This window comes from Streptomyces sp. PH10-H1, assembly GCF_030063355.1.
GTDB lineage: Bacteria > Actinomycetota > Actinomycetes > Streptomycetales > Streptomycetaceae > Actinacidiphila.
Map to the genome: position 1 here is coordinate 1 of NZ_JASISZ010000116.1, position 16,965 is coordinate 16,965.

The 16,965-nt window shown below is 69.0% G+C and carries 17 protein-coding genes and 3 pseudogenes; 8 read left to right on the forward strand and 12 right to left on the reverse strand.

Translation table 11 applies throughout. The features are described 5' to 3' along the window. Window positions 1–93: 93 nt before the first annotated feature. Entirely contained in the window at window positions 94–450 is a 357-nt protein-coding gene (locus tag QMK24_RS38175; RefSeq protein WP_283471492.1) for a hypothetical protein, read from the reverse strand. Between the two features lie 208 nt (window positions 451–658). Continuing rightward, a complete protein-coding gene (locus tag QMK24_RS38180) occupies window positions 659–1,261 on the reverse strand; it encodes a response regulator (protein ID WP_283471493.1) in 603 nt (200 codons plus the stop codon). Window positions 1,262–1,430: 169 nt separating this feature from the next. On the opposite strand from QMK24_RS38180, the pseudogene QMK24_RS38185 reads away from it, so the two are divergent. The 3 genes and pseudogenes from QMK24_RS38185 to QMK24_RS38195 form a co-directional block, all read left to right on the forward strand. Further along, window positions 1,431–1,655 (forward strand): annotated as a pseudogene (locus QMK24_RS38185) (cation:proton antiporter domain-containing protein); the annotation flags it as partial. Window positions 1,656–1,837: 182 nt separating this feature from the next. After that, window positions 1,838–3,394, forward strand: coding sequence for a GlnX family signal transduction membrane protein (locus QMK24_RS38190; RefSeq protein WP_283471494.1), 1,557 nt, complete (start codon window positions 1,838–1,840; stop codon window positions 3,392–3,394). Between the two features lie 342 nt (window positions 3,395–3,736). Continuing rightward, window positions 3,737–4,354: an SDR family NAD(P)-dependent oxidoreductase gene (locus tag QMK24_RS38195; RefSeq protein ID WP_283471495.1), complete on the forward strand. Its 618-nt coding sequence runs from the start codon at window positions 3,737–3,739 to the stop codon at window positions 4,352–4,354. A gap of 21 nt (window positions 4,355–4,375) precedes the next feature. Here QMK24_RS38195 and QMK24_RS38200 read toward each other — a convergent pair whose 3' ends face one another. The 3 genes from QMK24_RS38200 to QMK24_RS38210 all read right to left on the reverse strand — a co-directional run bounded on the left by QMK24_RS38200 (window position 4,376) and on the right by QMK24_RS38210 (window position 7,554). Further along, entirely contained in the window at window positions 4,376–6,373 is a 1,998-nt protein-coding gene (locus tag QMK24_RS38200; RefSeq protein WP_283471507.1) for an APC family permease, read from the reverse strand. 226 nt (window positions 6,374–6,599) lie between these two features. Then, the gene (locus QMK24_RS38205) at window positions 6,600–7,142 is read right to left on the reverse strand and encodes a SpoIIE family protein phosphatase (RefSeq protein ID WP_283471496.1); all 543 of its coding nucleotides are present in this window, start codon (window positions 7,140–7,142) and stop codon (window positions 6,600–6,602) included. Window positions 7,143–7,206: 64 nt separating this feature from the next. Further along, a complete protein-coding gene (locus QMK24_RS38210) occupies window positions 7,207–7,554 on the reverse strand; it encodes an STAS domain-containing protein (RefSeq protein ID WP_283471497.1) in 348 nt (115 codons plus the stop codon). A gap of 353 nt (window positions 7,555–7,907) precedes the next feature. On the opposite strand from QMK24_RS38210, the gene QMK24_RS38215 reads away from it, so the two are divergent. Next, the gene (locus QMK24_RS38215; protein ID WP_283471498.1) at window positions 7,908–8,339 is read left to right on the forward strand and encodes a VOC family protein; all 432 of its coding nucleotides are present in this window, start codon (window positions 7,908–7,910) and stop codon (window positions 8,337–8,339) included. Between the two features lie 93 nt (window positions 8,340–8,432). On the opposite strand, the gene QMK24_RS38220 is transcribed toward QMK24_RS38215, so the two are convergent. Next, window positions 8,433–8,798 (reverse strand): alpha/beta fold hydrolase, encoded by a 366-nt coding sequence (locus QMK24_RS38220; RefSeq protein WP_349307955.1) that lies wholly within the window; start codon window positions 8,796–8,798, stop codon window positions 8,433–8,435. A gap of 139 nt (window positions 8,799–8,937) precedes the next feature. Continuing rightward, window positions 8,938–9,486 (reverse strand): CchlQ, encoded by a 549-nt coding sequence (locus QMK24_RS38225; RefSeq protein WP_283471499.1) that lies wholly within the window; start codon window positions 9,484–9,486, stop codon window positions 8,938–8,940. Window positions 9,487–9,634: 148 nt separating this feature from the next. Between QMK24_RS38225 and QMK24_RS38230 the strand changes: the two genes are divergently transcribed. Continuing rightward, complete coding sequence (locus tag QMK24_RS38230) at window positions 9,635–10,300, forward strand: alpha/beta hydrolase (protein ID WP_283471500.1); 666 nt, start codon at window positions 9,635–9,637, stop codon at window positions 10,298–10,300. Beyond that, on the forward strand, window positions 10,297–10,569 hold the full coding sequence (locus QMK24_RS38235) for a hypothetical protein (RefSeq protein WP_283471501.1): 273 nt from the start codon (window positions 10,297–10,299) through the stop codon (window positions 10,567–10,569). The genes QMK24_RS38230 and QMK24_RS38235 overlap by 4 nt, the downstream gene beginning before the upstream one ends. 236 nt (window positions 10,570–10,805) lie before the next feature. On the opposite strand, the gene QMK24_RS38240 is transcribed toward QMK24_RS38235, so the two are convergent. Both QMK24_RS38240 and QMK24_RS38245 read right to left on the reverse strand, forming a co-directional pair. Further along, window positions 10,806–11,303 (reverse strand): hypothetical protein, encoded by a 498-nt coding sequence (locus QMK24_RS38240; RefSeq protein ID WP_283471502.1) that lies wholly within the window; start codon window positions 11,301–11,303, stop codon window positions 10,806–10,808. 744 nt (window positions 11,304–12,047) lie between these two features. Beyond that, window positions 12,048–12,527 (reverse strand): hypothetical protein, encoded by a 480-nt coding sequence (locus QMK24_RS38245; RefSeq protein ID WP_283471503.1) that lies wholly within the window; start codon window positions 12,525–12,527, stop codon window positions 12,048–12,050. A 257-nt stretch (window positions 12,528–12,784) separates the two neighbouring features. Here QMK24_RS38245 and QMK24_RS38250 point away from each other — a divergent pair, with 257 nt between their 5' ends. Further along, a complete protein-coding gene (locus tag QMK24_RS38250) occupies window positions 12,785–13,162 on the forward strand; it encodes a VOC family protein (RefSeq protein ID WP_283471504.1) in 378 nt (125 codons plus the stop codon). A gap of 69 nt (window positions 13,163–13,231) precedes the next feature. Here the strand turns inward: QMK24_RS38250 and QMK24_RS38255 are convergent, their stop codons facing one another. Next, window positions 13,232–13,666 carry a hypothetical protein gene (locus tag QMK24_RS38255; protein WP_283471505.1) on the reverse strand — a complete coding sequence of 145 codons (435 nt, stop codon included), beginning with the start codon at window positions 13,664–13,666 and terminating at the stop codon, window positions 13,232–13,234. 340 nt (window positions 13,667–14,006) lie between these two features. Then, window positions 14,007–14,258 (reverse strand): annotated as a pseudogene (locus tag QMK24_RS38260) (GNAT family N-acetyltransferase); the annotation flags it as partial. A 760-nt stretch (window positions 14,259–15,018) separates the two neighbouring features. On the opposite strand from QMK24_RS38260, the gene QMK24_RS38265 reads away from it, so the two are divergent. Then, window positions 15,019–16,140: an agmatine deiminase family protein gene (locus QMK24_RS38265; protein ID WP_283471506.1), complete on the forward strand. Its 1,122-nt coding sequence runs from the start codon at window positions 15,019–15,021 to the stop codon at window positions 16,138–16,140. Window positions 16,141–16,483: 343 nt separating this feature from the next. Here QMK24_RS38265 and QMK24_RS38270 read toward each other — a convergent pair. Further along, a pseudogene (locus tag QMK24_RS38270) lies at window positions 16,484–16,846 on the reverse strand (SAM-dependent methyltransferase); the annotation flags it as partial. Window positions 16,847–16,965: the final 119 nt, after the last annotated feature.

The window sequence follows — 16,965 nt, forward strand, 5'->3', positions numbered from 1 at the left end:
CCACCCAAGAACAAGTTCGCGATCAAGCGCCGAGACCGGCCCCGCACCCCCAGTAACGTCCACTACACGATCAACGTCACCAGACAGCGGCCCTCACCTGCGGAAACGGCTTAACTCACCGGCATTGCCCTCACCAGCGGTGACGCGCTGTGGGAAGAGGATGGCGAGGAGCGTCATCGCGATCGCCGTCCACACGTCGGCGCGCGCCGGGTCGAGGCTTCCGGCGCCCCAGTCCAGGAGGAGCAGCGCGGCGAGTATCCCGGTCGTGCAACCGAGGGCGACCCGGAGGTTCCCGGCCCAGGCCCGGTCACGGGCGAGGGTGGGTGATGCGGTCAGTGGTGCGGTGCCGAGCGTCGTAGCCATCGTGCCCTGGCGGGCGGACGGCCGACGGAACCGTCTGGCCCGCCGGAGCGTGCCGGAGGTGGCTGCGGGATCGTTGCGGCGTCGCATGCCCTGACCCTAGGAGCGTTCCAGGGGTGTTGCCGCTGGTCGGCACGGTTCTTGATACGACCCTGACGCCGATGCTGCGGCATCTTGACGCCACTGGGGTATGTCAGACCGACGAGCGTCGGGCGAGGCGCTGCCGGACGGCGCTTCGTCACGTCGGCGGGAAGAATGACTACCTTCGGTGACTGTCGTCCCACACCTCTGACAGCACTCACGGATCGAACCGGTACCCCACGCCCGGCTCGGTGATCAGATGGCGCGGGTACGAGGGGTCGGTCTCCAGCTTGTGGCGCAGGCCGGACATATAGATCCGCAGGTAGTTGCCACGGCGTTCGAAGCCGGGTCCCCATACCTGCCGCAGCAGATCGCGGCCGGTGACGAGTCGGCCGGGGTTGCGCAGCAGCGCCAGCAGCAGACGCCATTCTGTGGGGGTGAAGTGCAGGCCACACCCGGTGCCCGAGCGGAGCCCGGCGGTGTGGGCGACCAGGTCGATGCGGAACCGGCCGACGTCCACTTCGGCGTCGGGCTCCTGTGCCGCCCCACGGCGTAACACGGCGCGTAACCGGGCGAACAGTTCGTCCAGGGAGAACGGTTTGGTCAGGTAGTCGTCCGCGCCGGCGTCGAGTGCTTGGACGGTGTCGGCCGGCTCCGTGCGTTCGGACAGCACGACGATCGGTGCTGGGCTCCAGGTGCGCAGCCGGAGGAGGACTTCGATGCCGTCCACGTCGGGAAGGCCGAGGTCGAGGATCAGGGCGTCCGGGGGATGGACTGCGACCGCTTGCAGGGCGGCGGTGCCGTCGCTCGCGGTGGTCACCGGGTAGTGCTGCGCTTAGCGCGGTGAGGTTTCCGACCCGGAAGTAGTGCGACAGCGCGGCGTCGACCTTCTCGGGTGCGTAGATTCCGGTAAGTTCCTCTGGCGACCGCCGTTAGCGTGATCCTGACGCTGTATCGCGCCAATTTGACGGTGCCTTGATACCGGCTCTGCGGATACCGACCCCGTCGCGGTCACCGCGCTCGGCCGACGGCTTGCGCTGCCGCCCCGGGTGCAGGTGATGGTGCGGGCGGAAAGCCTGTTCAACGACGCCATGTCGCTGGTGCTGTTCCGTGTCGCGGTCGGCGTGGCGGTGGCTTCAGGGGCGGTTTCGTGACAGAGCGCCGGGGCGCGGTTCGCCGTGCTGGCGGGCGGCGGCAGGATGCTCGGCGCCGCAGCTGGATGAGGCCGGACTCGGCGAGTCCTGGCCCGGCAGCGCGCAAGGGCCGCGTCAAGGAACGCGGCCGGGGCGTCAGGAACGCGATAACAAGACCCGTTCGGGTGTTCCCACGGCGGCAGAGTGTGCGTCGCGGGCAGAGCGGCATGCGCCGTCCCGCAGTGCGAAGGGGGCGCAGCGCGATGACGACGACCGTCGCCGTGGGGAAGCACCAGACGGATCCGCCCGGACGGGCGGCCTCTGGTGCCGAACCTGAACCGGTACCGGACGGTGAATCATCCGGCGGCGCACCCCGGCCGCCCGCGAGTCCGGGACGGCCGCGACGCGAGGTGAGGGCCTGGCGGCGCGTCCGTCCCGGCGCAGTTCCCGGGCAGCTGAAGCTGCTGCGTGCCGTCGTCCTGACCACGGCCTTCGCCTTCCTGGCCGCGCTCGTCTCGGGTGGTGCGCTCGCCGACTCGGCCTGGAGCGACATACGGGACCGCTCGGAGCCCCAGGTCGTCAGTGCCACCGGGCTGTACTTCACGCTCAACGACATGGACGCCCAGGTCGCCAACCAGCTGATGCTCGGTGACACGCCGAAGCTGTCGTCACACCGCACGCAGGCGGCGAAGATCTACGACCGGCGCCGCACTGAAGCCGGTGGCTATCTGCGCGACCTGGCCGAGGCGGCGGCCGGTGATCCCGCCGCGGAGAAGACCGCCGCCGGAGCCATCACCGATCTGGGCAGCTACGAGGAACTGGCGTCGCGCGCACTGCTGCTGGGCGAGCAGAGCCACCGCCCGGCCGGGGACGCCGATCCACGGGCGGTCGCGGCGTACCGCACGGCAACAGACTTGATGCGTACCCAGCTCCTGCCGGAAGCCGACCGGTTGGTGACCTCCAACGACCAGGCGTTCGGGCGGACGTACCAGGACGCGATGGACGGTCTGTCGGCCATCGGGTATGCCGTGCTCGGCACCGGCTTGCTGCTGCTGGCGGCCCTGGTCGGCCTGCAACTGTTCCTCGCCGCACGCTTCCGGCGCGTCATCAACCCGCTGATCGCCCTGGGTACCGCCGTGACGCTCGCACTCCTCATCGCCGGTATGGTCCACACCTCAGGACAGCGTGAGCAGTTGCGGGTCGCCCGGCATGACGCCTTCGACTCCGTGGTCGCCCTCGACCGGGCCCGGGCGGTCTCCTATGACGCCAACGCCGATGAATCCCGGTACCTGCTGGACCGTTCCGGTGCGGCAGCACACGAAGCCGACTTCTTCGCCAAGAGCCAGACCACCGCCGGGCTGCCGAACGCGGATCTGAGCACGTACAACGGCCGGTTGTCCTCCGCGATGGACGTCTACCGGGCCGACCACGACCGGGTGGACTTCAGCGGGGCCTTCGGCGCCGAATTCCGCAACATCACCTTCACCGGGGAGCGCGCCGCCGCTGAAACCGTGATGGCCCGCTACCAGGACTACCAACGCGACGACCGTAAGATCCGCGACCTCGCCGCCTCCGGGCACCTCGCCGACGCCATCGCCTACTGCACCAGCTACGAACAAGGCGGCTCCAACCGCGACTTCGGCGCCTACGACACAGCCCTGCAGAACCTCATCGGGAGCAACGAGAACGCCTTCCAGCACGCCGCGACCCAGGGCTCGGACAGTGCGCTGACACTCCCGCTGGGCCTGGCCGGCGGAGTGCTCGCGGTGGCCGCGCTCACGATCGCCGGGGTGCGGCCCCGGCTTGCCGAGTTCCGGTGACAGCCGGCGACAACAGCGCGTCAGCAGGACATCAGGGCTGCGTCAGAGCCAGTGCTGATCTCTTGCCGCCGGGCCCGCTCCGGCGTTGGATGGAGGGCGTGAACAGCGGATTGCGCCACGACGACCGGCCCCCTCATCGGGTGACGCCGCGCGCTTCCCGCTGCACCGCGTCGCTCTGACGCGACACCTCCGCCCAGCCGCCCCTCCCCGTTGGCGGCCGCGGGCTCAGCGGTAATGACCGGGCGCCATGCGCCCGGTCATTACCCTTCCTTCGCACGCCGCTCCCCGACGACCCCGGCCGTCCGGCGCACGCGGCTGTGCCCTCTTCCAGGGAATGCATCCATGAACCGAACCGTCCTCGTCACCGGCGCCACCTCCGGCATCGGCTGGGAGACTGCCCGGCAACTCGCCGACCAGGGCAGCAGCGTCATCCTGCACGCACCCACCGCCGCAGCCGGCCGACAGGCCATCGACCGGCTGACGGCTGCCGGCAGCGACCCGGGGCAGCTCTGCCTGGTGGTCGCGGACTTCACCCGCCTCGACGAGGTCGGGGAGATGGCCCGCAAAGTCGCCGACGAACACCCGCGACTGGACGTCCTGGTCAACAACGCGGGCATCGCCGCCCCCGAGCGCCACACCATCACCGCCGACGGCAACGAGATCTCGCTGCAGGTCAACTTCCTCGCCGCCGACCCCCGCGTCACGGCCGTCAGCGTCCACCCCGGTGTCTGCGACACCGCACTGCTCCCGCTGTACGGCCAGGAGGGCATCCCCGCGGCCCAGGGCGCCGCCCACGTGGTGCGGCTCTGCGACCCGGCCACCGAGATCGTCAACGGCGCCTACTACGACGCCTACTACGACCGCGACGTCCGCGCCGTACCGGCAGCCGTCGCCACCGAGGACCGCACCGTACACCGCCTCAACAAGCTCGCCGACCTCCTCGTCGGCCACACCGCCTGAAGGGGCCGGCCGTCAGCCCGTTCAGCGCATCGCATCGTAGTCCGCAGCCCGCTCGCGCTCCCGCTCGGCGTCGGGCTCGCCCCGGCGCACCGAACCCGGGGCACGGCGTGCCGGGTGGTTGGCTCTGTAGGACGAGGAGAGCTGCCAGGGCACGCTGATCACCATCACACCGGGGGTGAACAGCAGCCGGCTCTTGAGCCACAGCGCCGACTGGTTGTGCAGCAGGTGCTCCCACCAGCGGCCGACCACGTACTCGGGGATGAATACCGCGACGGCGTCGCGCGGGCTGTCGCGCCGGACCGTACGCACGTACCGCACGACCGGCTTGGTGATCTCACGGAAGGGCGATTCCAGTACCTTCAGCGGCATCTCGAGGCCGTACTCCTCCCATTGCGCCTTCAGCTCATCGGTGTCGTCCTTGTCCACCGCGACCGAGACCGCTTCCAGGGTGTCGGGCCGGAATGCCTGGGCGTACGCGAGTGCCCGGAGCGTCGGTTTGTGGATCTTGGAGACCAGGACGATGCCGAGCACCCGGGACGGGCGCACCAGCTTCGCCTTCGGGTCCTCCACGGCCAGCTCCTCGGCGACCGCGTCGTAGTGCCGCCGGATGCCGCGCATCATCATGAACAGCACGATGGCGGCCACCACGGCCAGCCACGCGCCCTGGGTGAACTTCGTGAGCATGACGATCACCAGCACCAGAGCCGTGGTCACGGCGCCGAAGGAGTTGATCACCCGGGACCGCTGGGCGGCACCGCGCGCCGACGGATCGGTCTCGGTGGCCAGGATGTTGTTCCAGTGCCTGACCATGCCGATCTGCGACAGCGTGAAGGATGTGAAGACGCCGAGGATGTAGAGGTGGATCAGGTTGGTGACATCCGCCTTGTACGCCCACAGCAGGGCCACGTTGACCACGGCCAGGGCGATGATGCCGTTGGAGAAGGCCAGGCGGTCGCCCCGGGTGTGCAGCTGCCGGGGCAGATAGCGGTGCTGGGCCAGGATCGAGGACAGCAGCGGGAAACCGTTGAAGGCCGTGTTCGCGGCCAGTACCAGGACGAGTGCGGTGACGGTCTGGATGAAGTAGAAGAGGATGCTGTGCTCGCCGCCGAAGATCGCGGCAGCCAGCTGGGCGATCACGGTCTGCTGCGGGGCCGTGTGGCAGTCGCCGGGGAAGTTGGTGAGCTGGCACGCGTCGTCGGTGATGTGGATTTTGGAGAGCAGCGCCAGCACGGTGATGCCCGCGAACATCACGACGGCGGTGATCCCCATGATGGACATCGTGTTGGCGGCGTTCTTCGCCTTCGGCTTCCGGAAGGCAGGCACGCCGTTGGAGATCGCCTCGACACCGGTGAGCGCGGTACAGCCGGACGCGAAGGCCCGCAGGGCCAGCATCACCAGGCCGATGCCCGCCAGGGTGTCCTTGTGGTCCACCGGGACGATGCCGTAGGCGGCGCTCGACGCCACCGGTGTGTGGCCGAAGGCGACCTTGAGGAATCCGGTGACCACCATCAGCACGATCCCGCCGATGAACAGATACGTCGGCGCGGCGAACGCCTTGCCCGACTCACGCACCCCGCGCAGGTTCATCGCGGTCAGCAGTCCCACGAAGCCGATTGCGAGTGGCACCCGGTAGTCGGCCAGACCGTTGAACGCCGAGATGATGTTGTCGACCCCGGAGGCCACCGACACCGCGACGGTCATCACGTAGTCGACGAGCAGCGAGGCCGCCACTACCAGGCCGGCACTGGGTCCGAGGTTCTTGGACACCACCTCGTAGGAGCCGCCGCCGCTCGGGTAGGCGTGGACGACCTGGCGATACGACATCACCACGACCGCCATCAGCGCGACGACAGCGGCCCCGATCCAGGGCGTCAGATAGAGGAAGGCGGTACCGCCGACGGCGAGCACCAGCAGGATCTCCTGGGTGGCATAGGCCACGGAGGAGAGCGGGTCGGAAGCAAAGATCGGCAGGGCAAGGCGCTTGGGCAGCAGGGTCTCGCCCAGCTCCTCGCTGCGCATGGCCTTGCCGATCACGAGGCGCTTGAGGGCCTGGGGAAGATTGAACACGTGGGCGAGCGTACGCCGTGACCGGCCCCAGACCGAAAGCAAACCCCCTGCGCGGGGGCGTCCCAGCGGGCCATTTTTCCTGCTGTCCGCGTAGCCATGAGCGACTACCGGCTTCCGCAAGCCATGCGGCCGGAAGCATGCGGCGGCCTGTCCTGGTCAGCTGGCAAGCCGTGAGTTCTCACTGCGCAGCATGACCGTTTCCGGGGGCGGGGGCGGTGACGAAGCGTTCGCCGGTGTCGGTGTCGGTATCGGTGAATTCGCCCAGCCCCCTGCCGACGCTGCCCTCCAAGTAGGCGACCAGTTCTGGCAAGGGGGCCTGCCGGTGGGCGGCGGCGCGGAAGGCTCCGGTGAGCATGGCGGTGGCGCTGAGGGTGGCCAGGCCCTTGCCGCGGACGTCGCCGATGACCAGGCGCGTGCTGGTGGTGGTGCGGGCCAGGGCGTAGAGGTCACCGCCGATCTTGGTGTCCGCTTCGGAGGACCGGTAGCGGGAGGCGATGTGCAGGGGGCCGGCCAGTTCGGGCAGCGGGGGCAGCAGGACGCGCTGCGTGGCCTCGGACACGAACCGAACGCGGAACATCTCCCTCTCATGACGTTCGCGCAGGTGACAGAAGAGGACCAGGAGAAGGGAGAGCGCGGCCAGGGAGCTGATCTGCACGATCAGGTTCTCCGTGCCGAGCACCCCGCGCCCCAGGCCGATGATCATCATGACAGCTTCGTTCACGACTGCTCGAGTGGCCCGGCGAGGCGCTGGGACGGGTTGGGATGTGCTGGGTCGCCGGGGCGGCTCATCGGTGCAGGGCGGCGGTCACGTTCGGGGCGCAGGGCAGGTGCGAGGTGGCCGCAGCGAGTTCCAGGGTGCGCAGGACCGGGCCCTGGGCTGCGGCGAGGGTGAGGCGCCGGCCGTCGGTGAGGTCGGCGCGCAGGCGTAGGAGGACGTTGATGCCGCCGGTGTCGAGGTGCGTCAGTGCGTCCAGGTCCAGGACCACGTGCCGGGTTCCGCCGCGGTAGGCCTGGAGCAGGGCGCGCTCCACCTGTGGACCACTGTCGAGGTCCAGTTCGCCGCTCAAGGAAATGACCAGAGCGGACGGCTCATCAGCGAGCGTGGTCGTGGTCAACGCGAGGCGTGTTTCCATCGGGTTCTCGTCCTATCCACTCCCTGGGCGCTGCCCCGGACCCTACTCGCCGCAGGGCCGCAGCAGCAGACCACCCGACCGTTCGTATACACAGCGCCGGACCGTCGGACGGGGACCCTCGGTCCGGGCACGCCCGTCACTGCCGGTATGCGGCAGGGCGGTCCAGCTGTGCCGCAGCGCGGTGCGGTCAGCGCGGACGCAGGGCCCTCGGTGAGCGTGGCGACACTGGGGCCGGAATGTAGCCATTAACTACAATGTATCCATGGTCTACATTTGAGTCGACGGGGCGACTACAGAACTGCGCGGATCATCCGCAGCTCGTACGCGGCGGGCCCAACACAGCGAGTACCGACATGACGGAACCGTTCACCACTCGCTTCCACCACGTCAGCCTCTCCGTGGCCGACCTCGACGCCCAGCGGCGTCGGTACCAGCAAGCCCTCGGCTTCGCGGAGGTCGTCGAGGAGTACCAGCTCCCCGAGCCGCCCGTGCGCACCGCCGTCCTGCGCGCCCCCGACGGGCCGCGCATCGAACTGATCGAGCGGGCCGGGTCCTCGCGCACCGAGGTCTTCACCGACCCGCTGGACGCCTGCCGCGAGCAGGGCTACGGCCACTGGGCCCTGGACGTAGATGACCTGGAGGAGGCGTTCGCCCTCATCACCCGCTCGGGCGGTGAGCCGGTCTGGCCTCCGGCCGACGCCGTCGAGTCCGGGGCGCGCTTTGCGTACATCAAGGATCCGGAAGGCAACCTCATCGAGCTCATCCAGCCGGCGAAAGCCGGTTGAGGCCGGCTCCGCCCTCACCGATGCCCGAGCCGGCTGGAGAACTCCGACCGCTGCGGTGACAGGCGACTGGGCAGTCGCCTGTCACAGGAACGCCTATCGCAGGAACGCCGCGGTGGTCGCCATGAACCGGTCGGCGTCGTCGAGCCACGGGTAGTGTCCGGCGCCGGGCTGAACGACGAACTCGGCGTTCGGAAACAGCCCGGTGAACTCGGCCATCGGGCGCGGGGGAGCTCCCAGATCAACCTCCCCGGCGAGCAGCAGCACCGGCGGTGTGAACCGGGCGAGTGCCGTGCGGGCGGCATCCGGGTCGAAGGCGCCTTCGGCACCGAAGGCCGTCATGATCTCGCTGTTCGTCTGCTCCTCCTGGGCCGCGTGATGGATCCGGGCCGCATCGTCCCAACGACCGTAGGAGAACGGTGCGATGGCCTGCCAGTGGTCGTCGGTGGCTGTGCCGGCCACGATCGCTTCCAGGGCCGCGAACGCCGCCGGGAACTACGCGTCCGGCTACGACTCGTGGTACGACGGATCCGCCTGGCATCTGTTCGGGGTCCAGTTCCAACGCGCGTAGCCCTGTACGCATGAACGGGGAGACCGTCGTTCACGTTCCCGAGGTCGCCGCTTGTCGGCACAACGGGCATCGGTCCGTGCCGTCCCATCCGTCCCATCCAAAGGTCGCAGGGGACAGGGACCGTCCATCGAGCTCTTGGCGTACGGCGACCCGGTACGCCCAGACCGAGCCGATGTAGAGGTGGTAGGCGTCGTGGAAGGCCGGGGAAGTCAGTGAGGCCCCAGCCGCGACAGCACGCTGTAGGTTACGCAGCTGCTCGAACATCGCCTGCCCGGCGCCGGCGACGGCGGTGGCTGCGTCGATGAACAGCCTTTCGCGTGCGTCATAGATCCCGGTGTCGCTCAGCACCGCGCGGGTAACCGCGTCCAAGTCGGGTTCGGCACTGGGGTCCTGGGCGATGTGGCGCAACCGTGCGTGGCACGCCCCGGCAGCCGTGATGAACTCGATGTACACCGCGCGTCTCCGGGCCCCGATACTGCGGTCGTCATCGTGGCGATGGCGCAAGTAGTCAGCCAGAACAGTGCCGGCGATGGCGATCGAACCGCCGCTGACCGTCGCGACGAGCGTGCCCCAGTCCACGTCTGCCCCCCCAGTGATCCCGACGCCGGAGTCTGGAATCTACGCGTGGCTCTCCTGGAAGACCAGAGGCCAGGGTCCCAACCCGTTGGGAGGAGGCGGGGCCGCCGGCTCACCCAAGAACACCGGAAGCTTCAGGAGCGACTCGAGGGTGCCCGGCCGGACCTCCGTTGTCCCTGCCCACTCCACGGTGAAGGGCACGGTCTCGGGTGGAGCGCCGGAGCCCGCGTTCGCATCCGTCAGCTGTGCCGATGACTTCGAAGCCCCGGGCACCGGGACGGCCGACCACCTCCACCCCTACCTGTGCGGCAAATCGGAGGCGCACGGCGTCCTGGACATCGTCCTGACCGCCCGGCGCCTGTTCGAGGACCGGATCGGCGACCGGTTCGCCATCGTGGGCCACTCCCAGGGCGGCCAGGCCGCGCTCTTCGCCTCCCACCACGCCCCGGAGCGGGTCGAGGGACTGGTCGCGGTCGCCGCCATCGCCCCCGCCAACCACCCGCTGGACCTGGTCAGGGCCGGCGCCGCGCTTCTCGTCAAGGACGGCGGCTTCGCGTTCACCCCGCTCTTCCTCGCCGGTGCCATCGCGGGCGCCCTCGCCGACGGTGAGACGATCGCCCCCGAGCGGGTCCTGTCGATCAAGGCGTCCCGGGACCACTGGCCGCAGATATGGCACCGCTCCCGCGCCGCTCTGAGTCAGCTGGACTCCTGGGGCGGACTGTTGGGCACCGAGCAGTTCCGCAACCTTCCGCTTCCCGGCTATCTGGGGTCCCCCAACGACGACCAGAAGCAGTCAACACGCAGTTGGAGAAGATGAACCCCAACCTCCCGATCACCGTTCCCGTCCGCATCTCCCAGTCCGTCGACGACCTACGCGTCCAGGCCAATCCCGCACCGCTCCCGGGCACCGACGCGCTCGTCGAAGAACTCCAGACCACCAACCGCGTGAGCATGAACATCCTCTACCGCCGCTACGGCAAGGACGAGGTATCCAAAGAAGACCCGCTCGGAGTCCACTTCGCGACGATCGACCACGACACCGATGAACTCACCGAATGGCTCGACGACCACCTCACCACTTCCTGACTCTGCGGCGCGGGCACCTGTTGGCGGTCACGCGGGTCGCTCAGCGTTGAGTGCGGCGCGTACCGCCGTCAGATCGATACCGGCCGCGCCCAGGTCGTCGATGTGGAAGCCGTCGGCGAACTCGAGCGCGTGCGCGGCAGCGAATGGCGTCGCTGAACTCCGCAGTGCCCGCTCGCCCGGACGGAGGCGCGAAGGCCACGAACGATGAGCGGGAAGGCGGGCTCACGGCCGCACCGTCAGAGGAGACCCAGTCCAGCAACGGGGGCACCGCGCAGCTCGGGGGTCAGCAGTGCGGCCCCGGGCACGGCCAGGTCGGGCAGCCCGAGCGCGTTGCCACGCGGCTCGGTCACGGGCGCGGCGAGCGACGCGCCGGGGCTGGACGCCGCGACCTCGGAGACGGGTGTCGCGAGGCTGGCCTCCCGACGCGCGTCCTGCCCCGGCAGGTCAGGCAGCGGCGCCTTGATCAGGGTCGGAGCCAGCTCGCCGGTCACGGGCACCCGCGGAAGCAAACGGTCCGGCAGCAGCTGGCCCGTCACATGACGCGGTCCCTCGGGCGCCCCCACTACCGGAAGGGGAACACCGCTGCGCACGGTGGGCGAGTTCAGCGGCAGGACCGTCTCCAGCCCGTCGAGCGGCACACCAGCCGGCACATACTCGACAGCGGCGGCGGGCGCCGCCGCCACCGCCGCGGCCACACACGTCATGAGCGCCGCAAGGCCTCCGCGCGCGGTCATCTTCATCTGCACCCCGTCCCTTCCAGGAATCACGATTACTCCGCTGACCTGGAAGAACGAGCCGCGAGGCAATACGAGCGCAACTTCCCCCATCCGCAGCAATCCGCGACATGAGGTCAACGCGTCAGAGCCGGGGGCCGACCGGCTCTGACGCGTTGACCGGGACGGCGAAGACCGCCTCGCGGCCCCGCCACACCGGCTCGCCTCCGCCAGCCGGTCCAGTGCCGAGCCATCCCCGCGCACGCGGGGCCTGGTCGTGTACTTCCGCCAGGAGGTTGTAGCGGCTCTGCCGCCGCCCCCCAGCGTGCCCGTGCCGTCGGTGACCAGGCTGGGAGAGGTCGTCATCGTCGACTCCATTTCGTTCGTCCGGGAGTCGATCTCCCCGTACAACGCTCTGTGTTCTGTGGATCCACAGCTATGACCCCCTGCGGGGAAGGAATGTGACACGTGGACGTGAGCGGTTGTGGCGCGTGGCGATCTTGTTCGTGGCTGGTTTGATCACGGCGTTGGAGCCGTCCTGAGGGACGGCTCCGTTCGCGGGGCTGAGCCCGCGCGCCTTCGGCAAGCCGGTGACCGCGCTGCGATACGCCCGGTCGGCGAACAAGCCGGCGAAGAAGCCGGCGAACGAGAAGGCGAGTGGGCGCGCAGGGGATTGTCCTCAGCGATCAGGGCGCTGGGGCGCAGCGTCTGCCGAGACTGCCCAGAAGCGCAGGAGCAGTGCGAACACCCCGACGAGGCCCGTCGTCAGCGTCTCCCACACCAGGGCATCCCGGGTCGCACTCGCCACACTTCGCTGAGCAGGCCCATGCTGCCGTAGGCCATGGCGACCACAGTCCCGTAGAAGCAGACCCGGATGACCTTCGCGGACCGGTGGCGGAACCGGTAGAGCAACAGCAGTCTGCTGACCGAGACATGTGGCTCGTCGTCGGTGCGGGCGCGCTCGGCTGCGTTCACCAGCTCGGATGCTTCGTCCAGCCAGCCTTGCGCCACTGCGGTCGCCTCGTGGAGCGTTTCCGGCGTTGAGGGCAGCAGTTGTCTGGCAGTCCACCATTCGGCTGCGAAGGCCACCTGCCGGGTGGCGTCCTCGAAGGCCAGTTGGCGGCGGCCCGCCCGTGACCGGCGTATCCGCCGGTCCTGCAACAGCAGGCTCACCACGCCGGCTGCCGCGGTCACCATGGGCACAAGTACCGCTACCAGTAACGCGACGACGTCCTGCGCACTCATCAACGACCCCCGCCCGTTGGATCCGACCTGCCAGCATCGCACCCCGGTCCGCTGCGCGGCGACGGGTTGAGACGACGCGGGGACGCCTGGATGGTGTCTCGACCCCTGACGTCGGCACGGTGCGCTTCGTCTCCGCGGTCCGCCACCTCGTGATCCGATGCCGCTGGGGTCCGCCCGGGCGATCTTCGGGGGCAGCGGGGATGCAGCGAGGAGGGCCCCGGATCATCCGGTCCGCAGCGGCTGCTTAGGATCTGACCATGATTGCCGAGCTGCAGTGTGTGGTGCTGGATTGCCCTGATCCCGTGCGACTCGCCGAGTTCTATCGGTCGTTGCTCGGCGGGATCGTCAATCAGCCCGATCGGCGGTGGGCCCTGGGCGATGGCTGGGCGACCCTTCATGCCGCAACCGGGCTCGTGCTCGCCTTCCAACGCGTCGTGGAGAATCGGCCGCCGCAGTGGCCGGACCCCGCGCTGCCGCAGCAGTTCCATCTGGATTTCGGCGTCCCGGACCTGGAGCGCGCTCAGGAACAGGTGTTGGCTCTGGGAGCGACGCTGCTCGATGACGGGGCTGGGCAACGGAGCTGGCACATCTACGCGGATCCCGCCGGCCATCCTTTCTGCCTGGTCCGCCACTGAGCGAGACGGAATCGAGTGGGCGGATGCCGCCGTCGTCGCTACGCGCCTCGGCCGGCGTCGGCGCTGCGGTCACTCGTTGTCCGTCTCGGTGACGTTCGGTGTCGCGTCGGGGTTGTAGCCCAGCTCTCTCAGTCCCTGCTCGATGAGATAGGCGTGCCGGTGCAACGCCTCGAATTCCTCGTGCACCCCTGCGAGCTGTTCCGGGCTCATGTCTTGTGGCCGGCGGAGGTCGAAGTCCTCTACTTTCTGCCGTGCCCGTCCCGCGACCGCGCCCGGGACCCACGGTTCCAGATCCTCGTCCTGCCGCCACAGCAGCAGATGCCTCTCGGCCCCCTGCCAGGCAATGTCGGCGGACTCGGCGACACCGGCTTCATCGCCGTCCGCTGCCTGTTCTGCCACATCACGCCATTCCGCCTCCCGATCGACGAGGTATTCCTCGATCGCCAGGCGTGCGACATCCCTTGCGGACGGCATTTCAGCGGGCGTTTCCGGCTGCTTATCCATATGCATAGGATAACCGCAATTACCCTCATCAATACTTTGCAAAGCTAATGGCATGACGTATTTTCCGCGAGCGCGCCGCCCAGTCACGAGAGCAGATCGGCGAGCTGCTCACCGCGACCATCTCCGAGATCGCCCGCTCCCGCCCTCTCTGACGGCATGCCGCTGGCCTGCTCCCGGACCGCTGGGATGATGGGGCCGTGCCCCCGTTCGTCCGCCCTTTTCGGTCGCACGACGGCAAGGCCGACAGGTTCCGCGGCGGCTGCACGGGAATTCCGCCTCGGCCCGCCGAGGCCGTCCCCGTCGCTACTGACGGGATTGCGGCAGTCGTTTCGCATCGCCCGCCCGCCCGCCGGTGAGCGGGGAGCACCCGGGCGATCACGGTGGCCACCGATGCGTCGCGCGTGGGTGGACGCACCGTCGTGCAGCCGACCAGAACGTCGCCGAGATACGCAACGTCCAATTGGTGGCGCTGGGCACGTTCACGCACCTCGTCGAGAGACAAGGCGGCAGTGGGGATGATCGCGTTGTGGACGTACTGCCAGTCGTGGAGCATGGCATCGTCGTCCACCTGCTCGATGCGAAGATTGGACACCGCAACAGGAAACCGCGCGCACCGTGGGGCGTCAACTGGCCTCGCCATCCAGGCCCGTCATGTCACCGGCCGATCGGCGGCCGCCCCGCAGGCCGTCAATTCTCATGACCCTGCGCGACGGAGAACCGCGCGGCGGACTTTCGTCACACGGCGCGGGGCGGTGGGGTGGCGCTGGAAGACCGGGCGGTAGCCATGCGCGTGCCCCTACGCGGCGATGCCATCCGTCCACGACCCGGCACGCAGGGGGACGTGATCGACTTCCTCGTCTCGTAGGTCCGAGACGGCATCGAGCATGTCGTCTCGGAGCCGACGTGGTGGTATGGCGACGCTCCGCGCACCCCCAGGCGGTCCGCCAGGGCCCGTATGGTCGACGCCTCGCGACCCCGCTCGGCGATGGGGTCGAGGCCGGCGCGGGCAGTGGCCGTCCGGCGCAGTGGTACGTGGCTCGGCCGGATCACCATGTCCGCTCCCCGACCCAAGCGCAGCAGTGGCTTGCGGCGGGCGTTGAAATTACCGGTGCGCAGAGTCTTCACGAGGGGCCCGAGGAGGGCTACGGTCCGCTAACTAACTTAGTTAGTTTAGGTCGGGCGCGAGACCCGGCCTATCCAGCTCCCCTGCCCGAGGTGGCCCCATGCCCCAGCCCTCGCCTCCGGTCCCGAGCCCAGGCCGCGCCGCCGGGTGTCGCTGCGGTCCTCGACGCCAGCTCTCCTGACCTCACCTCCCTCCTCACCCTTGGAGCTCCCGCATGAGCAGAGCGCGCATGTCCCGACGGAACTTCCTGAACACCGCTGCCCTGACGGCCGCCGCGACCGCTGCGGCCACCGTGACGGGCGTCGGCGCCGGCAGCGCCCTCGCGGCCACCTTCAGTGGCACGACGTACACCGTGCCGGGTGAGTGGGCCCCCCACTCCCGCTGCATCATGGCCTTCCCCTGGGACGCCAGCGATGGCTGGGGCCAGAAGCTGCACCTCGTCCAGGACGAAGTCGCCAACATCGCCCGGCAGATCGCCCGCTTCGAACCCGTGACCATGGTCGCCAAGCCGGGCACGGCCAGCTGGGTGCAGCAGCAGGTCGGCTCCACGGTCACTGTCATCGAGTACCCCATCAACGACTGCTGGACCCGGGACACCATGGCGATCTTCGGCCTGGACGGCTCGAGAAAGAAGCTCCTCGGCCTGGACTTCCGGTTCAACGGCTGGGGCAACAAATACCCGTTCGACAAGGACGACTTCCTGCCGGTCGGCGTCTGCCAGTACCTGGGCGTCCCCCGGCTCCCCGTCGACATGGTCCTGGAGGGCGGTTCCGTCATCCAGGACGGCGAGGGCACGATCATCGGCACCGAGGAGTGCCTGCTCAATCCCAACCGCAACCCCGGCATGACCAAGGCCCAGATCGAAGCCGCGCTCCTGCAGGCGTTCGGGGCCACCAAGATGATCTGGCTCCCGTACGGCATGTTCGGGGACAGCATCACCAACGGCCACATCGACCTCGTCGCCGCCTACGTCGGACCGGCCAAGCTCCTCATCAACATCGATCCCGACCCCAACGGCGACAACTACCAGCGGCTCAACGCCAACAAGCAGGTCCTCCAGGCATCGACGGACGCCTGCGGCCGCAGCTTCCAGCTCGTGGAGATGCGGAACCTCCCCAGGTTCACCGTCGGCATCGACCGGGTCATCACCTTCAGCTACACCAACTACTACCCGACCGCCGGAGGCATCGTCGTCCCCATCGCCAACAACCCCAGCTCCGACAATGCCGCCCTCACGGTGATCCAAGGCCTGTATCCCGGCAAGCAAGTCATCGGAGCACTGGCGACCACCCTCGCCTGGGGCGGCGGCGGCGTCCACTGCATCACCCAGCAGGTACCCGCCGTGAGCTGAACGCCAGGGACTGAACGCCGTGGGCTGGAGCGCGTCGTGATCGCGATGGATGCGGGCGTCGAAGCGGGTGAGGGCGGCATGAGCCCGACCCCGCCTCGCCGTCGCCGTTGAACAGGCCCGCCCCAGCGACAGTGGCTGCCGGTGCGTCGATGACGACCTTCACCGGGTACTTCCAGCCTCGGTAAGCCACCCCAGCGCCCGGCGCGTCGTCATGCGCATCGACTTCTGAGGGGGCCACCTCCGGGATCCTGGTTCCCTCCCGCCGGGCCGGGCCGGCCCGGCGGAGGTCGGCGGAGGTCGGCGGAAGTCGGCGGAGGGAACCAGGGACGGAGGTCAGGATCGGTCAGATGCGATCCGCGGCGATCAGCAGGTACTGGAAGCTGCCGTTCTTGTAGGCGGTGAGAAAGGCCTCTTCGATACCGGTGGCCACTGAGGACTTGGCGCGCAGTTCCCAGTACGGGATCGTGGCCGCGGTCAGGTCGACCACGCTGACCGGGACCAGGCGGTTGGCCGCCATCTCCTTGAAGTAGGTGCTGCGCGGGTGGATATCGCAGATGTAGTGCGCGTTGATCTGGCTGACGGCCCGGGACGGCAGCCCGTAGGTGTCGTTGTAGCAGCCGGTGATGGTGACGTACCGGCCGCCGTGTGCCAGGAGGCGGGAGTACTCCGCGAACAGCAGGGACAGGTCCACGTACATGGCCCTCTCTGTCAGCCTTGGGTGAGACGTCCCGCTTCGGTGGGTTAGCCTGAGAGGGCACCGACAGGAGAACCACACCCTCATGACCAGCACCAAGCCCGCTGGATCCGATCCGGCCCCCAGGCCGA

Coding starts and splice junctions, on each gene's coding strand:
- QMK24_RS38255 (WP_283471505.1), bottom strand. CDS start 13,666: ATGGATAAGCAGCCGGAAACGCCCGCTGAAATGCCGTCCGCAAGGGAT.
- QMK24_RS38245 (WP_283471503.1), bottom strand. CDS start 12,527: ATGAGTGCGCAGGACGTCGTCGCGTTACTGGTAGCGGTACTTGTGCCC.
- QMK24_RS38195 (WP_283471495.1), top strand. CDS start 3,737: ATGAACCGAACCGTCCTCGTCACCGGCGCCACCTCCGGCATCGGCTGG.
- QMK24_RS38175 (WP_283471492.1), bottom strand. CDS start 450: ATGCGACGCCGCAACGATCCCGCAGCCACCTCCGGCACGCTCCGGCGG.
- QMK24_RS38200 (WP_283471507.1), bottom strand. CDS start 6,373: ATGCGCAGCGAGGAGCTGGGCGAGACCCTGCTGCCCAAGCGCCTTGCC.
- QMK24_RS38215 (WP_283471498.1), top strand. CDS start 7,908: ATGACGGAACCGTTCACCACTCGCTTCCACCACGTCAGCCTCTCCGTG.
- QMK24_RS38265 (WP_283471506.1), top strand. CDS start 15,019: ATGTCCCGACGGAACTTCCTGAACACCGCTGCCCTGACGGCCGCCGCG.
- QMK24_RS38210 (WP_283471497.1), bottom strand. CDS start 7,554: ATGGAAACACGCCTCGCGTTGACCACGACCACGCTCGCTGATGAGCCG.
- QMK24_RS38250 (WP_283471504.1), top strand. CDS start 12,785: ATGATTGCCGAGCTGCAGTGTGTGGTGCTGGATTGCCCTGATCCCGTG.
- QMK24_RS38190 (WP_283471494.1), top strand. CDS start 1,838: ATGACGACGACCGTCGCCGTGGGGAAGCACCAGACGGATCCGCCCGGA.
- QMK24_RS38240 (WP_283471502.1), bottom strand. CDS start 11,303: ATGACCGCGCGCGGAGGCCTTGCGGCGCTCATGACGTGTGTGGCCGCG.
- QMK24_RS38235 (WP_283471501.1), top strand. CDS start 10,297: ATGAACCCCAACCTCCCGATCACCGTTCCCGTCCGCATCTCCCAGTCC.